This window comes from Leptolyngbya sp. CCY15150, assembly GCF_016888135.1.
Taxonomy (GTDB): Bacteria; Cyanobacteriota; Cyanobacteriia; order RECH01; family RECH01; genus RECH01.
Window position 1 is genome coordinate 160,219 of the sequence record NZ_JACSWB010000157.1, and the last position, 21,186, is coordinate 181,404.

Annotated in this window: 14 protein-coding genes; 12 read left to right on the forward strand and 2 right to left on the reverse strand. The window is 56.8% G+C overall.

Going from position 1 to position 21,186, the window contains the following annotated elements:
- Window positions 1-65: 65 nt before the first annotated feature.
- The 5 genes from JUJ53_RS08350 to JUJ53_RS08370 all read left to right on the forward strand — a co-directional run bounded on the left by JUJ53_RS08350 (window position 66) and on the right by JUJ53_RS08370 (window position 8,445).
- Window positions 66-2,522, forward strand: coding sequence for a ribonuclease R family protein (locus JUJ53_RS08350; protein WP_204151535.1), 2,457 nt, complete (start codon window positions 66-68; stop codon window positions 2,520-2,522).
- A gap of 66 nt (window positions 2,523-2,588) precedes the next feature.
- On the forward strand, window positions 2,589-3,245 hold the full coding sequence (locus tag JUJ53_RS08355; RefSeq protein ID WP_204151536.1) for a flavin prenyltransferase UbiX: 657 nt from the start codon (window positions 2,589-2,591) through the stop codon (window positions 3,243-3,245).
- Window positions 3,242-4,537: an ABC transporter substrate-binding protein gene (locus JUJ53_RS08360; protein ID WP_239124878.1), complete on the forward strand. Its 1,296-nt coding sequence runs from the start codon at window positions 3,242-3,244 to the stop codon at window positions 4,535-4,537. The genes JUJ53_RS08355 and JUJ53_RS08360 overlap by 4 nt, the downstream gene beginning before the upstream one ends.
- Window positions 4,538-4,918: 381 nt before the next feature.
- Window positions 4,919-7,360: a M48 family metalloprotease gene (locus JUJ53_RS08365; protein WP_204151537.1), complete on the forward strand. Its 2,442-nt coding sequence runs from the start codon at window positions 4,919-4,921 to the stop codon at window positions 7,358-7,360.
- A gap of 653 nt (window positions 7,361-8,013) precedes the next feature.
- On the forward strand, window positions 8,014-8,445 hold the full coding sequence (locus JUJ53_RS08370; protein ID WP_204151538.1) for an RNA-binding protein: 432 nt from the start codon (window positions 8,014-8,016) through the stop codon (window positions 8,443-8,445).
- A 237-nt stretch (window positions 8,446-8,682) separates the two neighbouring features.
- On the opposite strand, the gene JUJ53_RS08375 is transcribed toward JUJ53_RS08370, so the two are convergent.
- Complete coding sequence (locus tag JUJ53_RS08375) at window positions 8,683-11,067, reverse strand: ATP-dependent helicase (RefSeq protein ID WP_239124879.1); 2,385 nt, start codon at window positions 11,065-11,067, stop codon at window positions 8,683-8,685.
- Window positions 11,068-11,093: 26 nt separating this feature from the next.
- Here JUJ53_RS08375 and JUJ53_RS08380 point away from each other — a divergent pair, with 26 nt between their 5' ends.
- From JUJ53_RS08380 to lpxB, 7 genes are all read left to right on the forward strand, one after another.
- A complete protein-coding gene (locus JUJ53_RS08380) occupies window positions 11,094-12,833 on the forward strand; it encodes a glycosyltransferase family 39 protein (RefSeq protein WP_204151539.1) in 1,740 nt (579 codons plus the stop codon).
- Window positions 12,834-12,918: 85 nt separating this feature from the next.
- Window positions 12,919-13,647 (forward strand): phosphoribosylaminoimidazolesuccinocarboxamide synthase, encoded by a 729-nt coding sequence (gene purC, locus JUJ53_RS08385; protein WP_204151540.1) that lies wholly within the window; start codon window positions 12,919-12,921, stop codon window positions 13,645-13,647.
- 376 nt (window positions 13,648-14,023) lie between these two features.
- On the forward strand, window positions 14,024-16,303 hold the full coding sequence (locus JUJ53_RS08390; protein WP_204151541.1) for a BamA/TamA family outer membrane protein: 2,280 nt from the start codon (window positions 14,024-14,026) through the stop codon (window positions 16,301-16,303).
- Window positions 16,303-17,232, forward strand: a complete 930-nt coding sequence (lpxC, locus tag JUJ53_RS08395; RefSeq protein WP_204151542.1) for a UDP-3-O-acyl-N-acetylglucosamine deacetylase — start codon at window positions 16,303-16,305, stop codon at window positions 17,230-17,232. Before JUJ53_RS08390 ends, lpxC begins: the two co-directional genes overlap by 1 nt.
- A gap of 62 nt (window positions 17,233-17,294) precedes the next feature.
- Window positions 17,295-17,813, forward strand: a complete 519-nt coding sequence (fabZ, locus tag JUJ53_RS08400; RefSeq protein ID WP_204151543.1) for a 3-hydroxyacyl-ACP dehydratase FabZ — start codon at window positions 17,295-17,297, stop codon at window positions 17,811-17,813.
- Between the two features lie 138 nt (window positions 17,814-17,951).
- Window positions 17,952-18,782 (forward strand): acyl-ACP--UDP-N-acetylglucosamine O-acyltransferase, encoded by an 831-nt coding sequence (lpxA, locus tag JUJ53_RS08405; RefSeq protein ID WP_239124880.1) that lies wholly within the window; start codon window positions 17,952-17,954, stop codon window positions 18,780-18,782.
- Window positions 18,782-19,978: a lipid-A-disaccharide synthase gene (gene lpxB, locus JUJ53_RS08410; RefSeq protein ID WP_239124881.1), complete on the forward strand. Its 1,197-nt coding sequence runs from the start codon at window positions 18,782-18,784 to the stop codon at window positions 19,976-19,978. The genes lpxA and lpxB overlap by 1 nt, the downstream gene beginning before the upstream one ends.
- An 18-nt stretch (window positions 19,979-19,996) precedes the next feature.
- Here the strand turns inward: lpxB and JUJ53_RS08415 are convergent, their stop codons facing one another.
- Window positions 19,997-21,175 (reverse strand): CIA30 family protein, encoded by a 1,179-nt coding sequence (locus tag JUJ53_RS08415; protein ID WP_239124882.1) that lies wholly within the window; start codon window positions 21,173-21,175, stop codon window positions 19,997-19,999.
- Window positions 21,176-21,186: the final 11 nt, after the last annotated feature.

Below are 21,186 nucleotides of genomic sequence, written 5' to 3' on the forward strand. Positions count from 1 at the left end.
AATCGTTGAGGTCAACTACTCCCTGAACGAGCTTAGAACAATACAGACAAAGGATTAGCCGCCACATGGAATTCACGATCGCAACGCTTCTCACCAACTTTTCTGACGATAAACTGGTTGCACCTAAGGTACTAGAGAAAAAACTTAGCTGTGAGGACGATACCAGTCTGCGCAGGCTGCAAATTGCCCTAGATGCCCTAGAGCGCATCGGCATCCTGACGAAGGATCGGGGGCGCTATCGCCGGGTCTCAGAAAATGATGTGGTGGAGGGCAAGCTGCGATGCTCCAGTAAGGGATTTTGTTTTGCCATCCAAGATTCGGAGGGGGCAGACGATATCTATGTGCGCGAGAGTCAGCTCAATACAGCTTGGAATGGCGATCGCGTCTTGGTGCGAGTCACCAAGGAAGGCAGTCGGCGGCGCAGTCCTGAGGGAGAAGTCCGGCTGATTCTGGAACGGGCCAATAATTCGGTGTTAGCCCGCGTCAAAAAGGTGGGCGATGAATATCGAGCGGTGCCCCTAGACGATCGCTTGCTGTTTGAACTAGAGCTGCAGCCCGGTCGTGATGATCCAGACGGCAAACGCTTAGAAGAAGCTGTGGATCAACTGGTTCACGTGGGCATTGTCCGCTACCCCCTGGGGCAAAACCGTCCTCTGGGCCGAGTGGCGCAAATTTTGGGTAGTGATGCGGAAGCGGCTTCGGATATTGATATCGTTTGCTGCAAGTATGATCTGCCCCGGATCTTTTCCGAGGACGTACTGCAAGCTGCTAAGGCCTTGCCCACTAAGCTGCGGAAATCTGATCTGAAGGGGCGGATGGATCTACGCCATCTGCCAACGGTTTCGATTGTGGGGTCTAAAAATCCAGATCATCCTATGGTTGTGGATGATGCGTTGACCCTAGAAGCCCTGCCTCCCAAGAAAAAAGGTGATGATCTTTGCTGGCGGGTGGGGGTTCATATTGCCGATGTTTCACACTACATTCCCTTTGGCTCTCCCTTGGATGTGGAAGCTCAGCGACGCGGTACCTCCATCTATCTAGGAGAGACGGTGTTGCCCATGCTGCCTGAAAAGCTGCACCAGTGCTGTGCCCTGGCTCCAGGTCAGGATCGCTTAGCTATCTCTGTGTTGCTTACCATGGATGGCGATGGCAACTTGGTGGAGTTTGAACTTCAACCCACGTTGATTCAGGTGGATCACCAACTGGACTACCAGCAGGTGGAAACCATTCTCCATCGCAACCAAACCGATGCTCCCCCCAGCGACGAAACCTCTCCCTATCCGCTGCCCAGCCTAGAGGAAGTGCAGCCCTACGCGTCGGTGTTTGAACTGCTGGATCAACTCTTTACCCTCAGCCAAGTGGTGCAGACCCAGCGCCATGCCCGTGGAGCGTTTGAGCTGAATCTACCGGAAAAGATCATTCCCCATGAAATGCATTCCGACCTCGGGGAATACCTCTCGCCCAAGTTTCAGTATGACGATGAAGGGGCTCTAGGAGCCATGGTGGTTTCATCGCTGCTGCCGTCGCGATCGCTGGTGACTGAGTTTATGCTGCTGGCCAACCAAGCCGTGGCATCACACCTCCAGGCGCTGCAGTTGCCGGGCGTCTACCGCGTTCACCGCACCCCTGACCCTAACGAGGTGCAGGAATTGCTCAAGCTGGTGAGCAATATGGGCATTGAAACGGATTTGGATCAGGAAGAAGAGGTGCATCCTCGCCAATATCAACATCTCACCCAGCAGTTTGCCAACTCCAAGGCCGAAAAGGTGTTGACCTATCTCCTGCTGTCTACCCTGCGGCCTGCCACCTACAGCACCCATCCTGGCCCCCACTTTGGTCTGGCCATTGAGCAGGGCTATACCCACTTCACCTCTCCCATGCGCCGCTATCCAGATTTGCTGGTGCATCGGGTTCTGCACACCATGTTTGAGCATGGGCGCGATCGCCGCTCCACCCGCGCGAAGGATCGGGTAGACCTACGCCATAGCTCCAGCCATGGCAAGGTGAACTGGAACGTGATTCCTCCAGAAATGCACGCGGAGCTGGAGGAGCATTTCACCTCCGTCGTCATGTACCTGAGTGAGCAGGAAAAGCTATCTCAGGATGCTGAGGCGGATCTGGAAGGGCTGAAGAAAGCCGAGTTTATGCAGCAGCATACCGGCGAAACTTTCCACGGCTTGATTACCGGCGTGCAGTCCTACGGGTTCTTTGTGGAAATTGAAGAACTCTTGGTGGAAGGGCTGGTGCATGTCAGCTCCCTGAAAGATGACTGGTACGAGTATCGCTCTCGGCAGCAAAAGCTGGTGGGGCGTAAGAACCGCCGCCAATATCGTCTAGGCGATCGCGTGGAAGTGCAGGTGAAGAGTGTGGATTATTATCGCCAGCAGATTGACCTAGTCGCGGTAGGGGGCGGTAGTGAAGCCCTTGATGATGACGTGGATGACCTAGACGAGGACGATATCGATCAGACCGATGACCTGGATGTGGGTGACGGCGATGGAGAGGATCGTTACGATAGCTAAGGGGAGTTTTAGGGCAGACCATCTGCCCTCGGGCTCACCGCTTATCGTCTATCGTTGAGCGATCGCGTGTCTTCATCTAATTCGCCACTATCTCGCCCCCTGATTCTGGGCATCACGGGGGCGTCGGGTCTCATCTATGCCATCCGGGCCATCAAGTTTTTGCTGGAAGCTGACTATGCTGTCGAGCTGGTCGCTTCCAAGTCTACTTATATGGTCTGGCAGGCTGAACAATCGATTCGTATGCCCCTAGAATCCGCCCAGCAGGAGCAGTTCTGGCGACAGCAGGCTGGCGTGGAAACGGGCGGTAAACTCCATTGCCATCCCTGGGGCGATGTGGGAGCCAACATTGCCAGCGGTTCCTTTCGTACCCAAGGGATGATTGTCATGCCCTGCAGCATGAGTACGGTGGCCAAAATCGCTACGGGCCTCAGTTCCGACTTGCTAGAGCGGGCGGCGGATGTGCAACTCAAGGAAGGACGTCCGTTGGTGATCGTGCCTCGGGAAACCCCCTTCAGCCTGATTCACCTGCGCAATCTCACCACCCTGGCAGAGGCGGGGGCGAAGATTGTGCCGGCCATTCCCGCCTGGTACCACAACCCACAAACGGTGAACGATTTAGTAGATTTTGTCGTGGCGCGGGTGTTAGACCAGCTGGATATTCAATGCGTCCCGATCAAGCGTTGGGATGGGCATTTGGAGCATGGAACCCAGGAGGGCGCATGATTCGGCAGCTATGGATGCAACGATGGATGGCCGTAGGTAGGGGAGCGATCGCTCTACCGATCATCGGGCTCACGGCCTGCAATCCCAATCCATCCTCCCCAGACCCCAACACCGTGACCATCCTAGGGTCAATTACCGGCGACGGTGCCACGGTGATCCAGCAGGTGTTTGAACCCTTCACCGAGGCCACAGGCATCCAAGTCAACTACGTGGGCGATGCCTCCTTTGCTACCCTGCTGCCGGTGCAGGTGGCGGGGGGCAATCCTCCCGATCTAGCCCTTTTTCCCCAGCCGGGCTTGATGGCTGACCTGGCCCGCGAGGGGGCCCTAGTGCCGTTGGATCCGTTCCTGGATGCCGATGCCCTAGCTGCCGCCTATGATCCCAACTGGCTGGAGCTAGGACGGGTGGATGGACAGGTGTATGGCCTATGGGCAAGGGCCGATGTCAAAAGCCTGGTGTGGTATCGCCCCGATGTGTTTGCCGCTGCGGGCTACGAGATTCCCACCACCTGGGACGAGATGATGGATCTCACGGCAGCGATCGCCGCAGATGGCAACGTACCTTGGTGCTTGGGCATGGAGAGCGGGGCGGCCAGCGGCTGGGTGGGCACCGACTGGGTGGAAGATATCCTGCTGCGGTCGGCGGGCCCCGAGGTCTACGACCAGTGGGTGGCCCATGAGATTCCCTTTAATTCGCCCCCCGTACGCGATGCCTTTGAGCGATTTGGAGCGATCGCCCTCAATCCTGACTACGTTCTGGGCGGCCCGGTGGGCATCCTCAGCACCCCCTTTGGCGATTCGCCCTTGCCCATGTTTGACGACCCACCAGGCTGCTACCTGCATCGTCAAACCAACTTCATCTCGACGTTTTTTCCCCCGGATGTCGTCGTTGGCGATGATGTCGCCATATTCCCGCTGCCAGAGATTGATCCAGCCATTGGGCAGCCGGTTTTGGTCGCCGGTACCGCCTTTGGCATGTTGAACGATACCCCAGCCGCCCGGGCCGTGATGGACTACTTGCTCACCCCCACTCCCCATGAAACCTGGGTGCGCCTCGAAAACTATGTCTCGCCGCACCGGCAAGTGTCGCCAACCGCCTACCAAGATACCGTCACTCAGCAGCAGGCTGAGATGTTGGCCAATGCCGAGATTGTGCGATTTGATGCATCTGACCTGATGCCAGGGGCAGTGGGCACCGGCACCTTCTGGAGCGGTATGGTTGATTATGTGGGCGGTGCAGACCTCGATGAGGTGCTCGATACCGTCGATGAAAGCTGGCCGTCATCGCCTTAAAGGCCACCTGTCGCCTCGGATGGTAGGACGAAGCCAGATTGCTATAATGAGCGGTGCTGAAGGCGACGATAACGTTCAACATTCCCCATCTTCCCTGGAAGCTGACGTGAGTCCCGGCTTAGATTCTCGCCCAATTCATCGACTCAGGCAGCAAGACTCTGGGACTGCCATCGCCTTTTGATCCTCAGCCCTACAGCCAGTGGATTGGCTCCTTGGCTAGGTCTACCCCATCACGTTCAGCGATCGCTCATCATCAGGTTGGTCTGCATGGATAAACATTACGCTCTGCTATCAATCACCCCTGATCAGGGCATCCTAAAGCAACTCCCACTCGGCCGTGCAGCTTGCCTGTGAACGGACTTGGACGATAGAGCACCCGCCATGACCCATTCCCCTGATGCCTCCGACCGATCGCCGGTCAATCAATTTTTTCAGTCTGCCGATGATGACCTCGTGCCGCCGCCCACAGCGTCTCTGCAAACGGGATTAGCCGCCCTCAAGCAAGGTCACTATAAGAAGGCGATCGCCCACCTAGAAGCGGTGTGCCAAAGTGCCCTGGATGAAGCCACCCATCTCAAGGCGCAGATGGGCTTGATTAAGGCCTATGAAAAAACCGGTGATCTAAAACTAGCGATCGCTCTCTGTAAGCCCCTCTGTCAGCATTCCAGTGAACGCATTAAGCAATGGAGCCAGCAGGCGCTCAGTCAGCTCGAACTCCGCGCTGCCCAGCCACCCCCGCCAGCCGAGGTTGCCCCGGCTCCCGATCCGCCACCAGCCTCCCCAGCACCTACGCCTCAGGTACCGGATGCAACCGGGTTTATGCCTCTTGCTGCGCCAGCTAGCGCCACCCAGCGCCAGCGGGTGGAATGGCCCGCCGGGGGAGGTACCCAGATTCAATCCACCTCCACCCAGATTCAACCCAGTCAGATCAGCGAGGTAGAACCTGCACCGTCCAGTTCTCCTGCGCCCCAAACACCCCCATTTCCCACCGAGTCTGGGTCGTCGGATGAGATCGCGGCCTATCCCGCCGAGCTTGAACTGCCGCCAGAGAGCGATCGCCCCCCAGAGGAGCATGGTTTCGCTTGGCGCAACGGCGGTCGAGCCCAAAAGTGGAACGCTCTCTTACCCGATAAAGGGCAATGGGTGGAAACCTGGATGATTCAAGGGCTAACTGCGATCGCCCTTGTCTTAGTTCTGCGGGGGCTGCTGCAAGGCATCGTCATCATCGCCCATTCCCTCCGTAATCTGGTCACAACTCTTCTTTATCAACAGCGCTATGGATTTCCCTCCACAGGCTTTCTCTGGTGGGTGGTGCCGATTGTGCTGCTGCTGTGGGCGATCGCTCCTTGGGTCATGACCGGTATGCTGCGCTGGAACTACGGAGCGCGATCGCTCTCGAACGAACAGCTCGAACAATCCAGTCCAGAATCCCTGCGCTTGGTCAAACGATTGTGTAATCGAGAGCGCTGCCCGCGTCCCCACATGCTGTGGTTGCCCGCTACAGCGCCCATCACCTTAGCCTATGGACATCTGCCCTACACCCATCATTTGGTGATCAGCCAAGGAGCCCTAGATCAGTTTGCAGACGAAGAACTCGCGAGTCTCGTCGCTAGCAACATGGCTCACATCCTGCAGCGCACCAACCCCTTGATGACGCTGTTGGCCGTCATCATCCAATTGCCCTACCTGCTCTATTGGAAATGCGCCGTCTGGGGCGATCGCCTAGCGATTCCCGTGGTGAACTTACCCTTCGTGTTCTTGTCCTTCATCGGCTATGGGTTGTACCGACTGTTGCGCTACCCAAGCCTGTGGCTCTCACGCTATCGCATCCAGCTCAGCGATCGCCTAGCTGCCAACGAAACGGGGAATCCCAATGCCCTGAGCCGAGCATTGCTGAAAATGAGCCTAGGCATGGCCCAGGATATTCAGCATCAGACCCATACGCCCCATGGGCTGGAGAGTATGGATCTGCTCATGCCCATCAGCTACCGCAGCGCCCTCAGCCTCAGTGGAGCCTCGAATCTCAGCACCCTTGAGTCTATCCTCACCTGGGAGGTGCAAAATCCCCACCGCCGCTGGCTGTCGGTCAACAACACCCACCCACCCCTAGGCGATCGCCTCCTCTTCCTCAGCCGCTGTGCCCAGCGCTGGCAGCTTAGCCCAGAATGTAGTCTGCCCTCCCCGGTTGCGCCTACGCTCAGACTCTCTGCCCTGCTGCGGCAGGCTGCTCCCTTTGTGGGGTTACCCATCGGCGTGATGCTAGCTTTAGCCCTATGGGGCCTGGGTTTAGTTGCTGACTGGATGCGCTGGGATCCCCTGATCTGGCTCTGGGGCGATCGCCCGCTGATGTATGGACTGGGATGCATAGGCTGCGCCATCGGTCTCATCCTGCGGGTTAATCCCATGTTTCCCGATATCACCCGCCAAAACTCTGCCATCAACCCGCCCTTGCCTGACCTACTCACCACCGCTCCCCCGTTGCCATTAACCGGTCATCCCGTCCAGCTCTACGGTAAATTGCTGGGACGACCGGGCTGGAGCAATGCCTGCGAGCAAGATTTGCTGCTACAAACTGAGAGTGGATTGATCAAGCTACATTACCTCTCCCCCTTAGGTGCCACAGGCTGCCCCCACCGCGCCATCCAAAATATTGTGACGATTACCGGATGGTTTCGACGGGGAGCCACCCCATGGATCGATGTCGATCGCCTGCAAATCCAGGGCCGTTCCAGCATCAAGAGCGGTCATCCCATTTGGTCTACCCTGGCAGCCTTTGCCATTGCCTTCCTAGGAATTTGGATCATTATCCGGGGTATTGGCTAAAGGTCTGAACAGTTGAATAGCACTAAAGTCCCCAAGGATGCCTACACCCGTTGATAGGACAGAAGTCCGCTGTCTGCAGGTTGCATGATCTCCGGTGTTAGTGTTACGGTTCTTTACGGGAGTTTGTAGCCATCCCCCTCGATCATCCAAGCCGTTGAGGTAATGATTTAGGTTGTCTTGGTGACTGTCTGAGTCTATGACTCCGTAGGCTCTACAGAGTGAACTGCAACATACGTAAGTCTGTAGAACCATAAGTCTGTAGAACGTCAAGAAGGTACATGGAGCGATCGCACCACGGTTTTTTGAATCTGCATCATCCTTGGACGAACTGCCGTGATACCTTAATGAATGGCACAGCCCACCTGCCCCCCTCATTGCTCTAATTTCGCCGGTACCCTCGGTTACCGTTGAGAGCATCTAGACTAAGTTGATTCGATACCGGTTGTTTGTTGAAATTGAGAATGCTGTACGTCATCAACCTCGAGCTATCGACACACATCCATTATCCGAGGGAGCAGCAACGGTAAAACCTGGATAGAAAGTATTGATCACAATCCACATTAAGTTTTGGTGTCGGTGAGCGTTGAAGGCCACAACAACGTTGACACAGTTGATTTGAGAAAGCACCGTCATATCTGAACCTGGAGGTATTTATGTCTGTTCGTTTATACATTGGTAATTTGCCCAAAGAAGTCGAAAAGCAAGAGTTTGAAGACGTCTTTGCAGAATACGGGGAAGCCGCCTCAATGAAACTCATCACCGATCGCAAGACCGGGAAGTGCCGTGGATTTGGGTTTGTGACCGTCAAGGATGATGAATTGGCCGACCAAATTATCGAAAAATTTAACGGCTACGAATTCAAAGAAACCACCCTCAAAATTGAGAAAGCGCTGCCTCGGGCCAAAGCCAAAGCTGATGAAGCTGAAGGTTCAGCCCCTAGCCGCCGTGCTCCCAAGGGTGCTAAGCCCCGCCGTGCTGGTGACACTCCTGAGACCGCGACAACGGCCGCTCAGCCTGATCCACGTTGGGCTAGTGAACTAGAGAAGCTCAAGAGCCTACTAGCAGCTCAAACGGCTAACTCCTAAGAGGCCAATAGTTTGAATGAAGTTAACTCTGCTGAGATGAGGTTCGGATCAGCAGAGTTTTTTATGGGAATGTTCGTAGCCGTTGATTGAGGCCTACTGAACCTCCAAGCTGGTTGACTGACCAACCTCAAAGACCCTCACCCCAAACCCCTCTTCCAGGGCGGTAGAGGGGCTTTGAAAACACCTGCACCTTTCTGGCTTCTCGTGGGGGAGAAGGGGAGAAAATGGGTTCGTCAATCAGGACTTCAAGACGCAGGGAACAACGGCTTCAGGAAAGTTGTGCTGCAACATTGTTAAGGCTGGACAGGGTTCCTTGGCATTAAGATTATCAACATTGCTCCAACTGTAGGGAGCTTGCTCAGCCGCCGACATCCACAACAGACGCTTGGCGCGGGTCATGGCCACGTAGAGCAATCGGTAGTCTTCTGCTGGCTTGAGGGCGATCGCTCGTTTCCAGGCTGCTTGGATGGTGGGTAGAGCCGTGTCTTGATGGAGGTGGGCGCGCAGTTGGGTGCGGGCCACCTCCGCTAGGGTAAAGTCTCCCAGAAATTGAGTTTGTGGCATCACCCGTAGAGAGCCAGGCAGTAGGTCAGCATGGAGGAAGGGCAGAAACACCACGTCCCAATCTAGTCCCTTGGCTTTGTGCATGGTCATAATGGTCAATTGCCCCGACCGGGTATAGCGAGAGTCGGCATCTTCCGTGTCCACGGGCTCAAATCGCTCGGCGCTGACGATATCGGTGAGGGCACCCAAGATCGCACCTAGGGATAGGTGACCCATCGTTTGCTGCGCTAGGCGTTCGGCCAGTTTATCGGCGGTGGCCAGTTCGCTCTGACTGTACCCCAGGGTGAGGGCCAAAAACGGAATGATCTGATGCTGGGGTAGCTCCAAGCGGGCTCGCAGCAACCCGGTACAGTAGCGGCGGGCCTGGCGCACCGGTTCAGCTTGCGGTGGATCGAGGGGGCCAGGGTAGAGAAATTGCTCAGGAAAGCTGGCGATCGCATTCAAATCTTGGTTGGGAATACATTGGCGCTCCGTCAAAATCTTCAGCGCGGCCTTGAGGCGATCGGGGGAATGGGGGCGATCGATGAACTGCAGCAGCGCCAGCACGTCTTGCGGCACATGGGATTGGCGTTCCTGCTGTCCTACGTCGTAGAGGGAGATGCCGTAGTCTTCCAGGTGGGTGGTTAACCCATAGTTTTCGGGATGGGCCAACCGCTGCCCTAGGAAGCGTCCCTGGCGATGGTCTCGCACCAGCACGGCAAAACTGAGGTTAGGCGTTGCTGCGGCTAGCTCCGCCACCCGCTGGGCGATCAGGGCTACCGTTTCCTCGGGATGGCGGGGCTGACACAGTTCTAGTCCCTGACCCAGGGGCATGGGATTGGCATTGGCTTGCGGATCATCGGCATCCACGGGACGGATGAGCTGAAACTGAAACGGGCGATCCAGGTCAGAGACCGACCCAAGCGGCACAAGGTATTGATTGGCCCAAGTCAACACAGCATTGGCTGCTTTCATCACTTGAGGCGTACTGCGTCCGGCTTGATCCATCACGAACAGGCGTCCTTGGCGATCGCAATCTTGACAAAACTGTCGGAAAAAGATCGGATCAGCCGGCGTAAAGGTGGAATTGATCGCCTGGTTTGGATCACCCACCCGCACGAGATTCACCTGGGGCGACATGGCCTCGGGGCGGGCGGCTAGGACATTCAAAAGCCGGGTTTGCAACGGTGATGAATCCTGGGCCTCGTCTTCAAATACGGCAAAAATCTGAGATTGCCAGAGCGATCGTGCCGTGGGGTCATCCAGCACCGCCAGGGCTGCCAAAATCATGTCATCGTAGTCAATCAGATAGCGCGATCGCAAACTGGTTTGATAGTGTTCATACAGTCCCGCTGCGATCGCCAACAGGTCATACTCACCTGGTTCGGAGCCTCCCTGAGCCAAGGTACTCACCTGAGCAAGATCTGCCGGGGATAGTCCAGAACTTTTGGCCTCATGAATCAAGGTTTGGGCTAATTCAGGTAGCGCTTCGGTGCGCAACACCGACTGCCGTCGCAGACGTTCTGTTTCTTCGCCATCAAACTGCCGTCCTTCTAAAAGTTGCTGATACAGTTGGGGATGGGCAGCAATCCATTGTTCAACCGTCACCTGCAGCAGGCGGTGATGCTGGTTGGGGGAAATCAGTGTGGTTTGATCCAGATTCAGTCCTGAAAGATTGGGATGACGGTTGGCAATACTCAGGGCTAGACCATGCAAGGTATGCACCACAAATCCCTGAGCTGGCAACGCCAACTCCTGCAGGTACTGACGAATTTTCACCTTAAGGTTGGCCGCCGCCGATCGCGTAAAGGTGACCAACACCACTTGCCCTTCTGGCGGTAGCACCACCTCTGGATTCTCCAGAATCGCCTGCTGGCGCTGCTGATGGCGATGCCCTAGGAGCAGGGCCGTCGCGATCGCCATGCCTGTAGACTTGCCAGACCCCGGCACCGCTGAGACCGCCAACGGGCCACCCTGCCAATCTGCCAGACAGCGCTGTCCCAATCGCAGGCGATCGCGCAATTGCTGTAGCCGCTGCGATCGCTCTAGAATCGACGGCGGCATTGATGATAACGGCATACTCCAGTCCACCTATGATAAAGCGCGTGACTTCCACCCAACCCCGTCTCAAGCAACCCCACCTCAGCCATCCCCAGCACCACTATCGCGCCTTGTCCGCAATCCTGTTGGTGGGAGCCGGGCTGCGGTTTTTAAACCTGGGGCAAAAGCCCCTATGGCTGGATGAGATGCTCACGGTTTTGTTTAGTTTAGGGCGCAACTCCGCAGACATTCCCCGAGAAACCTGGTGGCCCGTCACCGACATGGCAAATCTGCTCAGCCTGAATGCCGCCGCCACCTGTGCCCAGATTACCCAACATGTTGCTACTGATTCTAACCATCCACCCCTCTTTTTTTGTGCCTTGCATCAATGGCTGCGCTGGCTGCCCCTCGATCGCCTTGATCTAGCCTGGGCAGTGCGATCGCTCCCAGCTCTGATCGGTGTCGCCTGTATTGCCGCTATGTACTGGCTGGGGCGAGTCACCCTCTCCCCCCGCACGGGGTTAGCCGCCGCCCTGCTGATGGCCGTCTCCCCTTTTGCCGTCTACCTGTCCCAAGAGGCGCGCCACTATACCCTACCCATGCTGCTGATTACGCTTTCCCTCGCTGCCCTGGTGCAAATGCAGCAGGATCTCCAGCGACAGCATCGACGCTGGCCCCTGTGGCTAGCCTGGGTGGGTCTGAGTCTTTTGGGTCTCTACGTGCATTACTTTGTGGCCTTGGCGATCGCTGCCCAAGGGATCACCCTCATCCTCTGGCTACTGTGGCACGATTGGCAAGAGCAGCAGGTGAGCTATGCTGGCTGGCGATGGATTGGTATCACTTTCATGGGTCTGGCTCTGGGCTATGTGCCTTGGCTGCCCACCTTCTGGGCCCACCTCAACCGTCCGGAAGCCAGTTGGCTAACCATCGTTGATCCCACCTGGGGCGATCGCTTCATGCCCTTGCTGCAACTGGTGATGGGATGGATTCTCATGGTGGTGGCGCTGCCCGTTGAACATCAGCCCCTACCGATCATCCTGCTGTCTGGTGTGCTGATGCTCCTCGTCTTTAGTGTCATCGTTTGGCGCTGTTGGCAGCCGGCGATCGCCCTCCGACAATCGGCCCGCCGCCACCCAGCCATTGCCCTACTAGCTGGGTTCACGCTCTGTATGGTGCTGGAATTTCTAGCCATTGTCTATGGTTTGGGCAAAGACCTGACCCTCGCGCCCCGCTACAGCTTCGTTTACTATCCCGGCTGTTGTCTTCTGCTGGGTGCCCTGCTCACCCTGCCCGAACCCTGGAAAATCCAGCGGCGATCGCTCCTCTGGGGGATAGGTCTCGTTGGCGTCATCAGCAGTCTGTTCGTCAGCTACGGTCTAGCGTTCCAAAAACCCTACTATCCCGACCGCGTAGCCCAAACCTTCTACTCAAACCCCGATCGCTCCCTAGCTGTTTTAACCGTTGATCAATCCTTCCAAGATGTGGCTCTAGGCCTCAGCTTTGCCGTGGCGATCGATCGCCAGGCTCCACGGTTACCCACCTCCCCCACCTCTATTCAACTAGGCTTTATTCATCGTCCCGCCGGCTATCGTCCCGTATGGCGACAACTGGCGGAGCTAGGCGGAAACGTGCCGCGGCCCGCCAATCTCTGGACGGTGCTCACCCCGAATACCAACCCTAGTGGTTTACCGTTAACCCTGAATCTATCTACCTCAACGGCGGAGCCAGCGCCCCCCTGCCAGCAGGTGGAGGATCAGCGCTACCGCACCGGGCACCTCTACCAGCTTTACGAATGTCTACCCTAGCGATCGCCCCGAGGCGATGCCTAACTCGCGTACAATCAAACCAGGTACCGGGTGCCTGATGTCCTTAAGTTTTGAACCACATCCCATGTCTGCGCTTGAACCACTCTACGAAGGCAAAGCCAAACTTCTCTATCGCACCGATGATCCAGAGGTGTTGCTGACCCGCTTCAAAGACGACGCTACGGCCTTTAATGCCCAGAAGCGCGGGCAGATTGTTGGCAAAGGGGCCATCAACTGCGAAATTTCTAGCTATCTTTTCCAGGTTCTAGAGCAAAGCGGCATCCCCACCCACTTTCTTGACTGCCCCAGCGCAACCGAGATGCGCGTCCGGGCGGTCACGATTCTGCCCATTGAAGTGGTGGTGCGCAATATCGCTGCCGGTAGCCTGTGCAAACAAACCGGCATTGCCCTGGGCACCGTCTTGCCCCAGCCCCTCGTTGAGTTTTATTACAAAAATGATGCCCTAGGCGATCCCTTGCTCACCCGCGATCGCCTCTTGCTGATGGAGCTAGCTACGCCGGAACAGCTTGAAATGCTTCAGAGCCAAGCCTTGCAGATCAATCAACGGCTGATCGACTTCTTCCAAAGCTGCGGCATTACCCTGGTAGACTTCAAGCTAGAGTTTGGGGTCGATAGTCACCAACGGGTGATTTTAGCTGACGAAATTAGCCCGGATACCTGTCGATTATGGAACCAGGCAACGGATGATCCTAACCAACGGGTGATGGACAAAGACCGCTTTCGCCAGGATCTAGGTCAGGTTGAGGCTGCCTATCAACAGGTCTTGGAACGGATCAAAGGAAACCGCGTCTAAGGTATCAACTAGCTAGCATACAGCTTTGCTGTTCGAGAGTCCCACGGTCAGCGTCGGCCCTAGGGTGTTGATCCAGTACCCCAGGGCTTCAAGTTCGAAGCATGAGCCTCCTGCCTAGGAGGTTGAAATCGGTGGCTTCTCGATGAGGTCACAGACTCGGCTTGAAATTGACATGTTGGGAATGGGTAGCAATGCTGTAAAATCTTTGCGTTTACCAATTGTGATCAGATGTAGCTCTGCTAATTGCAGATTGATCGATGATGGCTCGCACCTGCAGCCTCAACCGATGCATCCAGCGATCGCCTATTGGCATTGGTAGCGCTAGTTCTGCCTCTGGCAGACCGTGGTGTGTGGACAAGCAAGTAGAAACTCAACTATGCAATTTTCCCCTGTCTTACTGGCAGTTTTGACGGTTTCGACGACTCTGGGCCTGGCCACCGCTGCCACTGCTGCTCCAGAGAGCGCTACCCTCGAAGCTAATGAAACTCAAGCCCATTCTTCAGGCGCGTCCAGGACGCTATTTAGCCCAGTCGGGTATGGCAGCGATCGCCTCCCAGCCATGCCCAGCCCAGAGGCCATCGTCGATGAGAACGGCGTGGCTTCACCCTCGATTGACGACCTAGAAGCGATTGACCTAGAAGCCGCAGAACCGGCAGCGATCGCCCAAGAGCCAGAGTTTTCCGCACCAGCAGCGATCGCTCAGGTGGGCCCTGGAGAAGACGATGATCCCGACGCTCTAGAATTTGAGATCACCCCTACCCCCACCCTTGACCTAGATCTCACCCCCCCCAGCGACACACCAACCACTCCCACCCCCCAGCCACCCGCCGGCGATGTCGGGGCTGACGACGAAGAAACTCGGGTGTTGGTGGCCGAAGTCGTGGTGGTTGGCGCAGAAGGAGACCTAGAGGACGAAGTCTATCAGGCAATCAGCACCCAGGCAGGGCGTACCGCTACCCGCTCTCAGTTGCAAGAAGACATCAACGCCATTTTTGCAACCGGCTGGTTTTCCAATGTGCGTGCCGTGCCGTCGGATACGCCCCTTGGTGTCCGGGTGACCTATGAGGTGACCCCCAACCCAGTGCTGCGATCGGTGCAGGCTCCTGGCACCCAGGTGTTGCCTCCTGAACAACTTGATGAGATCTTTGGCGACCAGTATGGCACGACCCTCAACCTCCGCCGTTTGGATGGTGGCATTCGCAGGTTGAACGAATGGTATCAAGCCGAAGGCTACATTCTGGCTCAGGTTGTAGACGCACCGGATGTCAGTAGCGATGGCGTCGTTACCCTAGATATTACCGAAGGGGTAATTGAAGACGTTCGGGTGCAGTTTATTGACGAAACGGGTGAAACCGTTGATGAAGATGGTGAGCCGATTACGGGCAGAACTCGCGACTTTATCGTCACCCGAGAGCTGGAGGCCCAGCCCGGTGATGTTTTCAACCAAAACCAAATCTCCCAGGATCTACAGCGAGTCTTTAACCTTGGCATCTTCGATGATGTGCGCCTAGCCCTAGCTCCCGGTGAGGATCCGCGCAAGGTGGACGTTGTCGTTAGCTTGGTAGAAGGCAATACGGGTTCCCTGGCAGCGGGCTTGGGCTTTAGCGGATCAACGGGTATTTTTGGTACCGTTAGCTATCAGCAACGCAACCTCGGCGGCAACAACCAGCGTTTGGGCGCTGAGGTGCAGGTGGGTGAACGGGGCTTCCTGTTTGACGTCAACTTCACCGATCCGTGGATTGGCGGTGATCCCTATCAAACCTCCTACACCGTTAATGCCTTTAACCGCCGCTCGATCTCCCTGGTCTTTGATGGTGGCGATCCGGAAGTGCGCTTGCCTGACGATGAAAATCCTAACGATATTGAAGCCGGCGATCGCCCCCGGATTGACCGACTAGGCGGTGGGGTAAGCTTTACCCGTCCCCTAGACGAATGGCTGGGCTGGGACAACTGGCGCGGTTCCTTGGGGCTTGAGGTGCAGCGCGTATCGGTGCGAGACTCTGACGGTGATATTAACCCCTTCGATGCCCTCGGCAACCAACTGAGCTTCGATGAGGATGGTACGGATAATCTGTTTATCTTGCAGCTTGGCTTGGTGAACGACCAGCGCAACAATCCTCTGCAGCCCACCAGCGGTTCTGTCCTGCGAGTGGGTACCGAACAAAGCGTTCCCATTGGCAGCGGCAGCATTCTGTTCAACCGGCTGCGGGCTAGCTACAGCCGCTATTTCCCGGTGAACTTCACCAGCTTTAGAGAAGACGATTCCGAAACCCTCGCCTTCAACGTGCAGGTGGGTACGGTCTTTGGTGACCTCCCTCCCTACGAGGCCTTCTCCATCGGGGGAACCGACTCCGTCCGCGGCTATGGTTCGGGTGAAGTGGGCAGCGGTCGTAGCTTCCTCCAGGCCACAGCAGAATATCGCTTCCCAGTTTTATCTATCGTTGGTGGAGCGCTGTTTGTAGACTTTGGCACCGACTTGGGAACCGCCGACAATGTACCGGGACAGCCCGCTAATGTGCGCGGCAAGCCCGGCTCAGGCTTTGGCATTGGCGCTGGGATTCGTGTCCAGTCTCCCCTCGGCCCCATCCGCATCGACTATGGCGTTAGCGATGATGGCGATGGTCGTTTCCACTTTGGCATTGGAGAACGGTTCTAATGGGAGCAGAGCCGCAGGCAGAGCAGAGTCATGGGGATTTAGATGATCATCCCCGTCAGCATGGTTTAGCATCACCTTGGCAGCACACCCTCGCCACGTCGGTCGAGCGATCGGGGGTGGGCCTGCATTCAGGGCTACAAACTACCGTGCGGCTCTGCCCAGCCTCGGCATCTCTGGGGCGCTCCTTTGTGCGGGTAGATTTGCCTGGTCGCCCTAGGATTCCCGCTCATGTGAGCGCTCTCCATCAAACCCAGCTCTCGACAGAACTGGCGATCGCTTCTGCTACGGTGAGAACCGTGGAGCATCTGCTGGCGGCCCTGGCCGGTTTGGGCGTAGACAACCTCTCCATTGAGATCGATGGCCCTGAAGTACCCCTCTTGGATGGATCGGCTCTTGAATGGGTGGAGGCGATCGCTCAAGCCGGTTTGGTTCGTCAAGACGCTCCCCGCTCCCGCTATGTGCTAGACGAGCCTCTCTGGGTACAAGAAGGAGATGCGTTTGTGGTGGGAATGCCAGCTCCAGACCTGCGGTTCACCTATGGTATCGACTTTGACCTAGAGGCGATCGGTAACCAATGGCAAAGCTGGAGCCCTAGTCAACATCCCTTCCAGAGCGCGATCGCTCCAGCCAGAACCTTTGGTCTAGCCGATCAAATTGAACAACTTCAGCGGGCCGGCCTCATCAAGGGTGGTAGCCTAGACAATGCCCTCGTCTGTGGAACCCAGGGATGGATCAACCCACCCCTACGATTTTCAAATGAGCCAGTGCGCCATAAGCTTTTAGACTTAGTAGGAGATATTAGCCTGATCGGGCTATTCCCCCAGGCTCACATCACCGCCTACAAAGCTAGTCATCGGCTACACACCGCGTTTGCCCACCAGTTGTCTAGCCGGATCACTCAGCAGTCTAACTGCACCATGGACGGATGATAGGCAGTTTGAGGGTTCCTTACTGTACTGTTGTGTTCGATGCCTTTTTTTAAAACTAGCCCATGTCTACACTGACTGACCTACAGACCTCGACCGATCATCTGGATCCAGCCTTGGATTCAGCCGAGCCAGACGTTTCAGCTCCGGCCACAAGCCTCAGCCTAGAAGAGATCCATCAGCTTCTGCCCCATCGCTACCCGTTCGCGCTGGTTGATCGTATCGTTAGCTACATTCCTGGAACGTCAGCCATCGGTATTAAAAACGTCACGTTTAATGAACCTCATTTCCAGGGGCATTTTCCAGGACGGCCGATCATGCCCGGCGTATTAATTGTGGAGGCCATGGCCCAGGTGGGCGGCATTGTCCTCACCCAGATTCCCGACTGCCCCGAAGGACTGTTTATGTTTGCAGGCATCGACAAAGTCCGCTTCCGGCGGCCCGTGGTGCCAGGGGATCAACTGGTGATGACCGTTGAACTCATCTGCGTGCGGCGACGGCGCTTTGGCAAAATGCAGGGACGGGCTGAAGTCGATGGGCAGCTTGTTGCAGAAGGAGAATTAATGTTTTCCATAGTGGATTAAGCTGGATGCAGTTCAGTTCCTGCCAGATCATCCCAGGCTGGCGATCGCGTTTTTGTACTATCTATAATTTTTTTAATGGCTATGGTCAGCTCCAGCGGTTTACCCGGTGCTGAAACGATGAGCCACTGGAGAGGTTCCTTGACTACCCTGATTCATCCTACTGCTGTGATCCATGCTGAGGCGAACCTACACCCAACGGTGAAGGTCGGGGCCTATGCGGTGATTGGAGAAGGCGTCAAGGTTGGGGAAGGAACTACCATCGGCCCCCATGTTGTCCTCGATGGCTGGACTGAAATTGGTGCCCGTAACCAAATCTATCCAGGCGTGGTCATCGGTCTCGAACCCCAAGATCTCAAATATGACGGATCGGCAACCCTGGTCAAGATTGGTGATGACAACTGCATCCGCGAGTATGTCACCATCAACCGAGCCACGGGATCGGGAGAAGCTACCTCTCTCGGTAACCGCAATTTGCTCATGGCCTATGTGCATGTGGGGCATAACTGCGCCATTGGCGATCGCGTGATTATTGCCAACGGGGTGGCGCTAGCGGGGCATGTGCATATTGAATCCCAGGCGCGGATCAGCGGCGTGCTGGGGGTGCATCAGTTTGTCCATATCGGACGGCTGGCGATGGTGGGAGGCATGAGCCGGATTGATCGAGATGTGCCGCCTTATACCTTGGTGGAAGGCAACCCATCTCGGGTGCGATCGCTCAACCAAGTTGGCTTGAAACGGGCTGGTCTCAGTGAGTTGCAAGACGGGGAAGTGCTGCGATCGCTGAAGCAGGCGTTTCGCTTAGTCTACCGATCGGGGCTGTCCTTGGACGAGGCCATTTCTAAGCTGGAGCAACTGCCCCACAATCCCCATCTCCAGCACTTTACCCACTTTATTAGCCAGTCGCGCCTATCCCAACGACGGGGGCTCATTCCTGGCGTGCGCCGCACCCGTCGGGAGGCTGAAGGCTGATGGGATTGCAGGATGCCGATGAGCCATCTCGACCCATCCGCATCTTTATTAGCACCGGTGAAGTGTCGGGTGATTTGCAAGGATCGCGCTTGGTGCAGGCGTTGCTGCGCCAGGCCAAGGTGATGAACCAGCCGCTCGACATCTTGGCCCTGGGCGGCGATCGCATGGCCGCTGCTGGGGCAACGTTGATTGAGCATACCAGCGCCATCGGCTCCGTCGGCATCTTAGAGGCGATCCCGTTTCTCTTCTCGGGTCTAAAGATCCAGCACCGCGTACGAGCCCAGCTAACAGCGACGCCTCCGGATGTGGTCGTGTTGATTGATTATTTCGGCGTCAACCTGGGGGTGGGGCGTGCCGTGCAGCGGCATTTTCCCCAGGTGCCCATGCTCTACTACATTGCTCCTCAGGAATGGGTTTGGTCGCTCAGCCCTCGCAATACCCAACGCATTATTGGCCTGAGCGATCGCATCCTGGCCATCTTTAAAGCCGAAGCCGATTACTACCAATGCCATGGTGCAGACGTAGCCTGGATGGGCCATCCCCTGCTCGACTGGGTCTCCGAAGCACCCACCCGGGCCGATGCTCGCCAGCGTTTGGGGCTGTCTACGGATCAACCCGCGATCGCTCTCCTGCCCGCTTCCCGTCGCCAAGAAATGCGATACCTCTTGCCGGTGATGTTTGCCGCTGCCCGCCGCATCCAAGACCAAGTACCCGATGTCCACTTTTGGATACCCGCCTCCCTAGCTGCCTATCGCCCGGCCCTGGAGCGAGCGGTGCAAACCTATGGCCTCCACGCCACGGTCTTAGACGGCCAAGCCCACGATGCGATCGCTGCTGCGGATGTGGTCATTGGTAAATCTGGCACCGTGAACCTAGAAACGGCCCTGATGAACGTGCCCCAAGTGGTGCTCTATCGCGTCCATCCCCTCACGGCCTGGATTGCCCGCCACCTGCTGCATTTTTCCATTCCCTTCATGTCGCCGACAAATCTGGCGGTGATGAAGCCCGTGGTGCCAGAATTTTTGCAAGACGCCGCCACGCCCCAAGCGATCGCCCAAGCCACCCTAGACCTCCTGCTCAACCCCGAACGACGGCAGCAGATGCAGGCGGACTATGACCAAGTGCGCCAAGCCCTAGGGCAACCCGGCGTCAGCGATCGCGTCGCCCAAGCCATTTTCACCCAAGTGCAACCCTAGGCGGGTTCAAGTATCGGCCTATCCGTTCTGTAGGTTCTCTTGCAGCACCGCCGCTAGGCGATCGCTCTCGTCCCAGGTCAACCCATGAGGGGTCACGGTTTCAGTATCCAGCATGGCCACCAAAGACTCAGGAGAGGGCACAGCCGAGAGGATCACCAAGGGGCGATCGCTCGGTGCCTGGGCAGAACGATACAGATCCACCGAACGCAGCTCAAGCTGAAACGCCCCCGCCTGGAAGTGAGGATTGAGCGCGCCGTCATACTCAAACTTGCTGAGCATCAGTTGGATGGCGCAGATATGACGGGGATCGAGCGCTGGCGCATTCGGCACCGTCTTGGCCCGAAAAATTGGAATCAACTCCTCAAACGGGATGCGCACCGTCATCCAGTCATCGGCGCGGGTATCAAAGGAATAGCAATAGGCCACGCTGTCCCAGGTATCCGCCATGCGCAGCATGAACTTGTAACGCTGACCATCGCCTCGCAGGCGCAGCCGCACTCCAGCATGACCCGAAAAATCCAGCGGTGGCGTAAAGTTACGGGTGCGAATGGACGCAAAGCCGCCGGAATTGGCCGTGGACACCGTACCGGCAAAGACCGCCGATGTGCCCACCAAGCGAATGCCGCTCTGACTGACACCGCCCATGACCACATCATCCAGCGCGCCCCAGATGTCTTGCACTGAGGGGCTAGGATGACTGAAATCAAAAACCGTGGTCAACGCCTCCGGACTCGACGACAGGTGGGCGATCGCCTGGGTTAACCCCTGCCAAGCCGGATCTGCCTGCACCGCTTCCACGGTCGTCGCGGCACTGCCATAGACCCAACCCTGGCCATCGGCCAAGACCTTGGCCAGCAGCTTAGGATCCGTCCACTCGGTCTCAATCCAGTCCACCTGATCCGCTAGATCGCCCCAGACCACGCGCTGGGTAGCTGCATCTGTCACCAGCGATCGCAGCTGATAGCCCGCATCCAGCAACGGCTGTCCCACCGATGGCGGCACATTGCCTAGAAGAACCACGGTGTTGGGCAAAGCGTTGGACGTGGACGAAAACGCGATCGCTGTCGGCGAGAGGGTGGGGTTGGGGCGACTGTCGAACATAGATTGAAACCAATCAAAACTGCTGAGGATCGGCACCACCCCGTAGTATGAAAGGGTTTTCACAAAGCGACCCAGATCCCATTGTGACTGTCCCATAAGCACCTCCA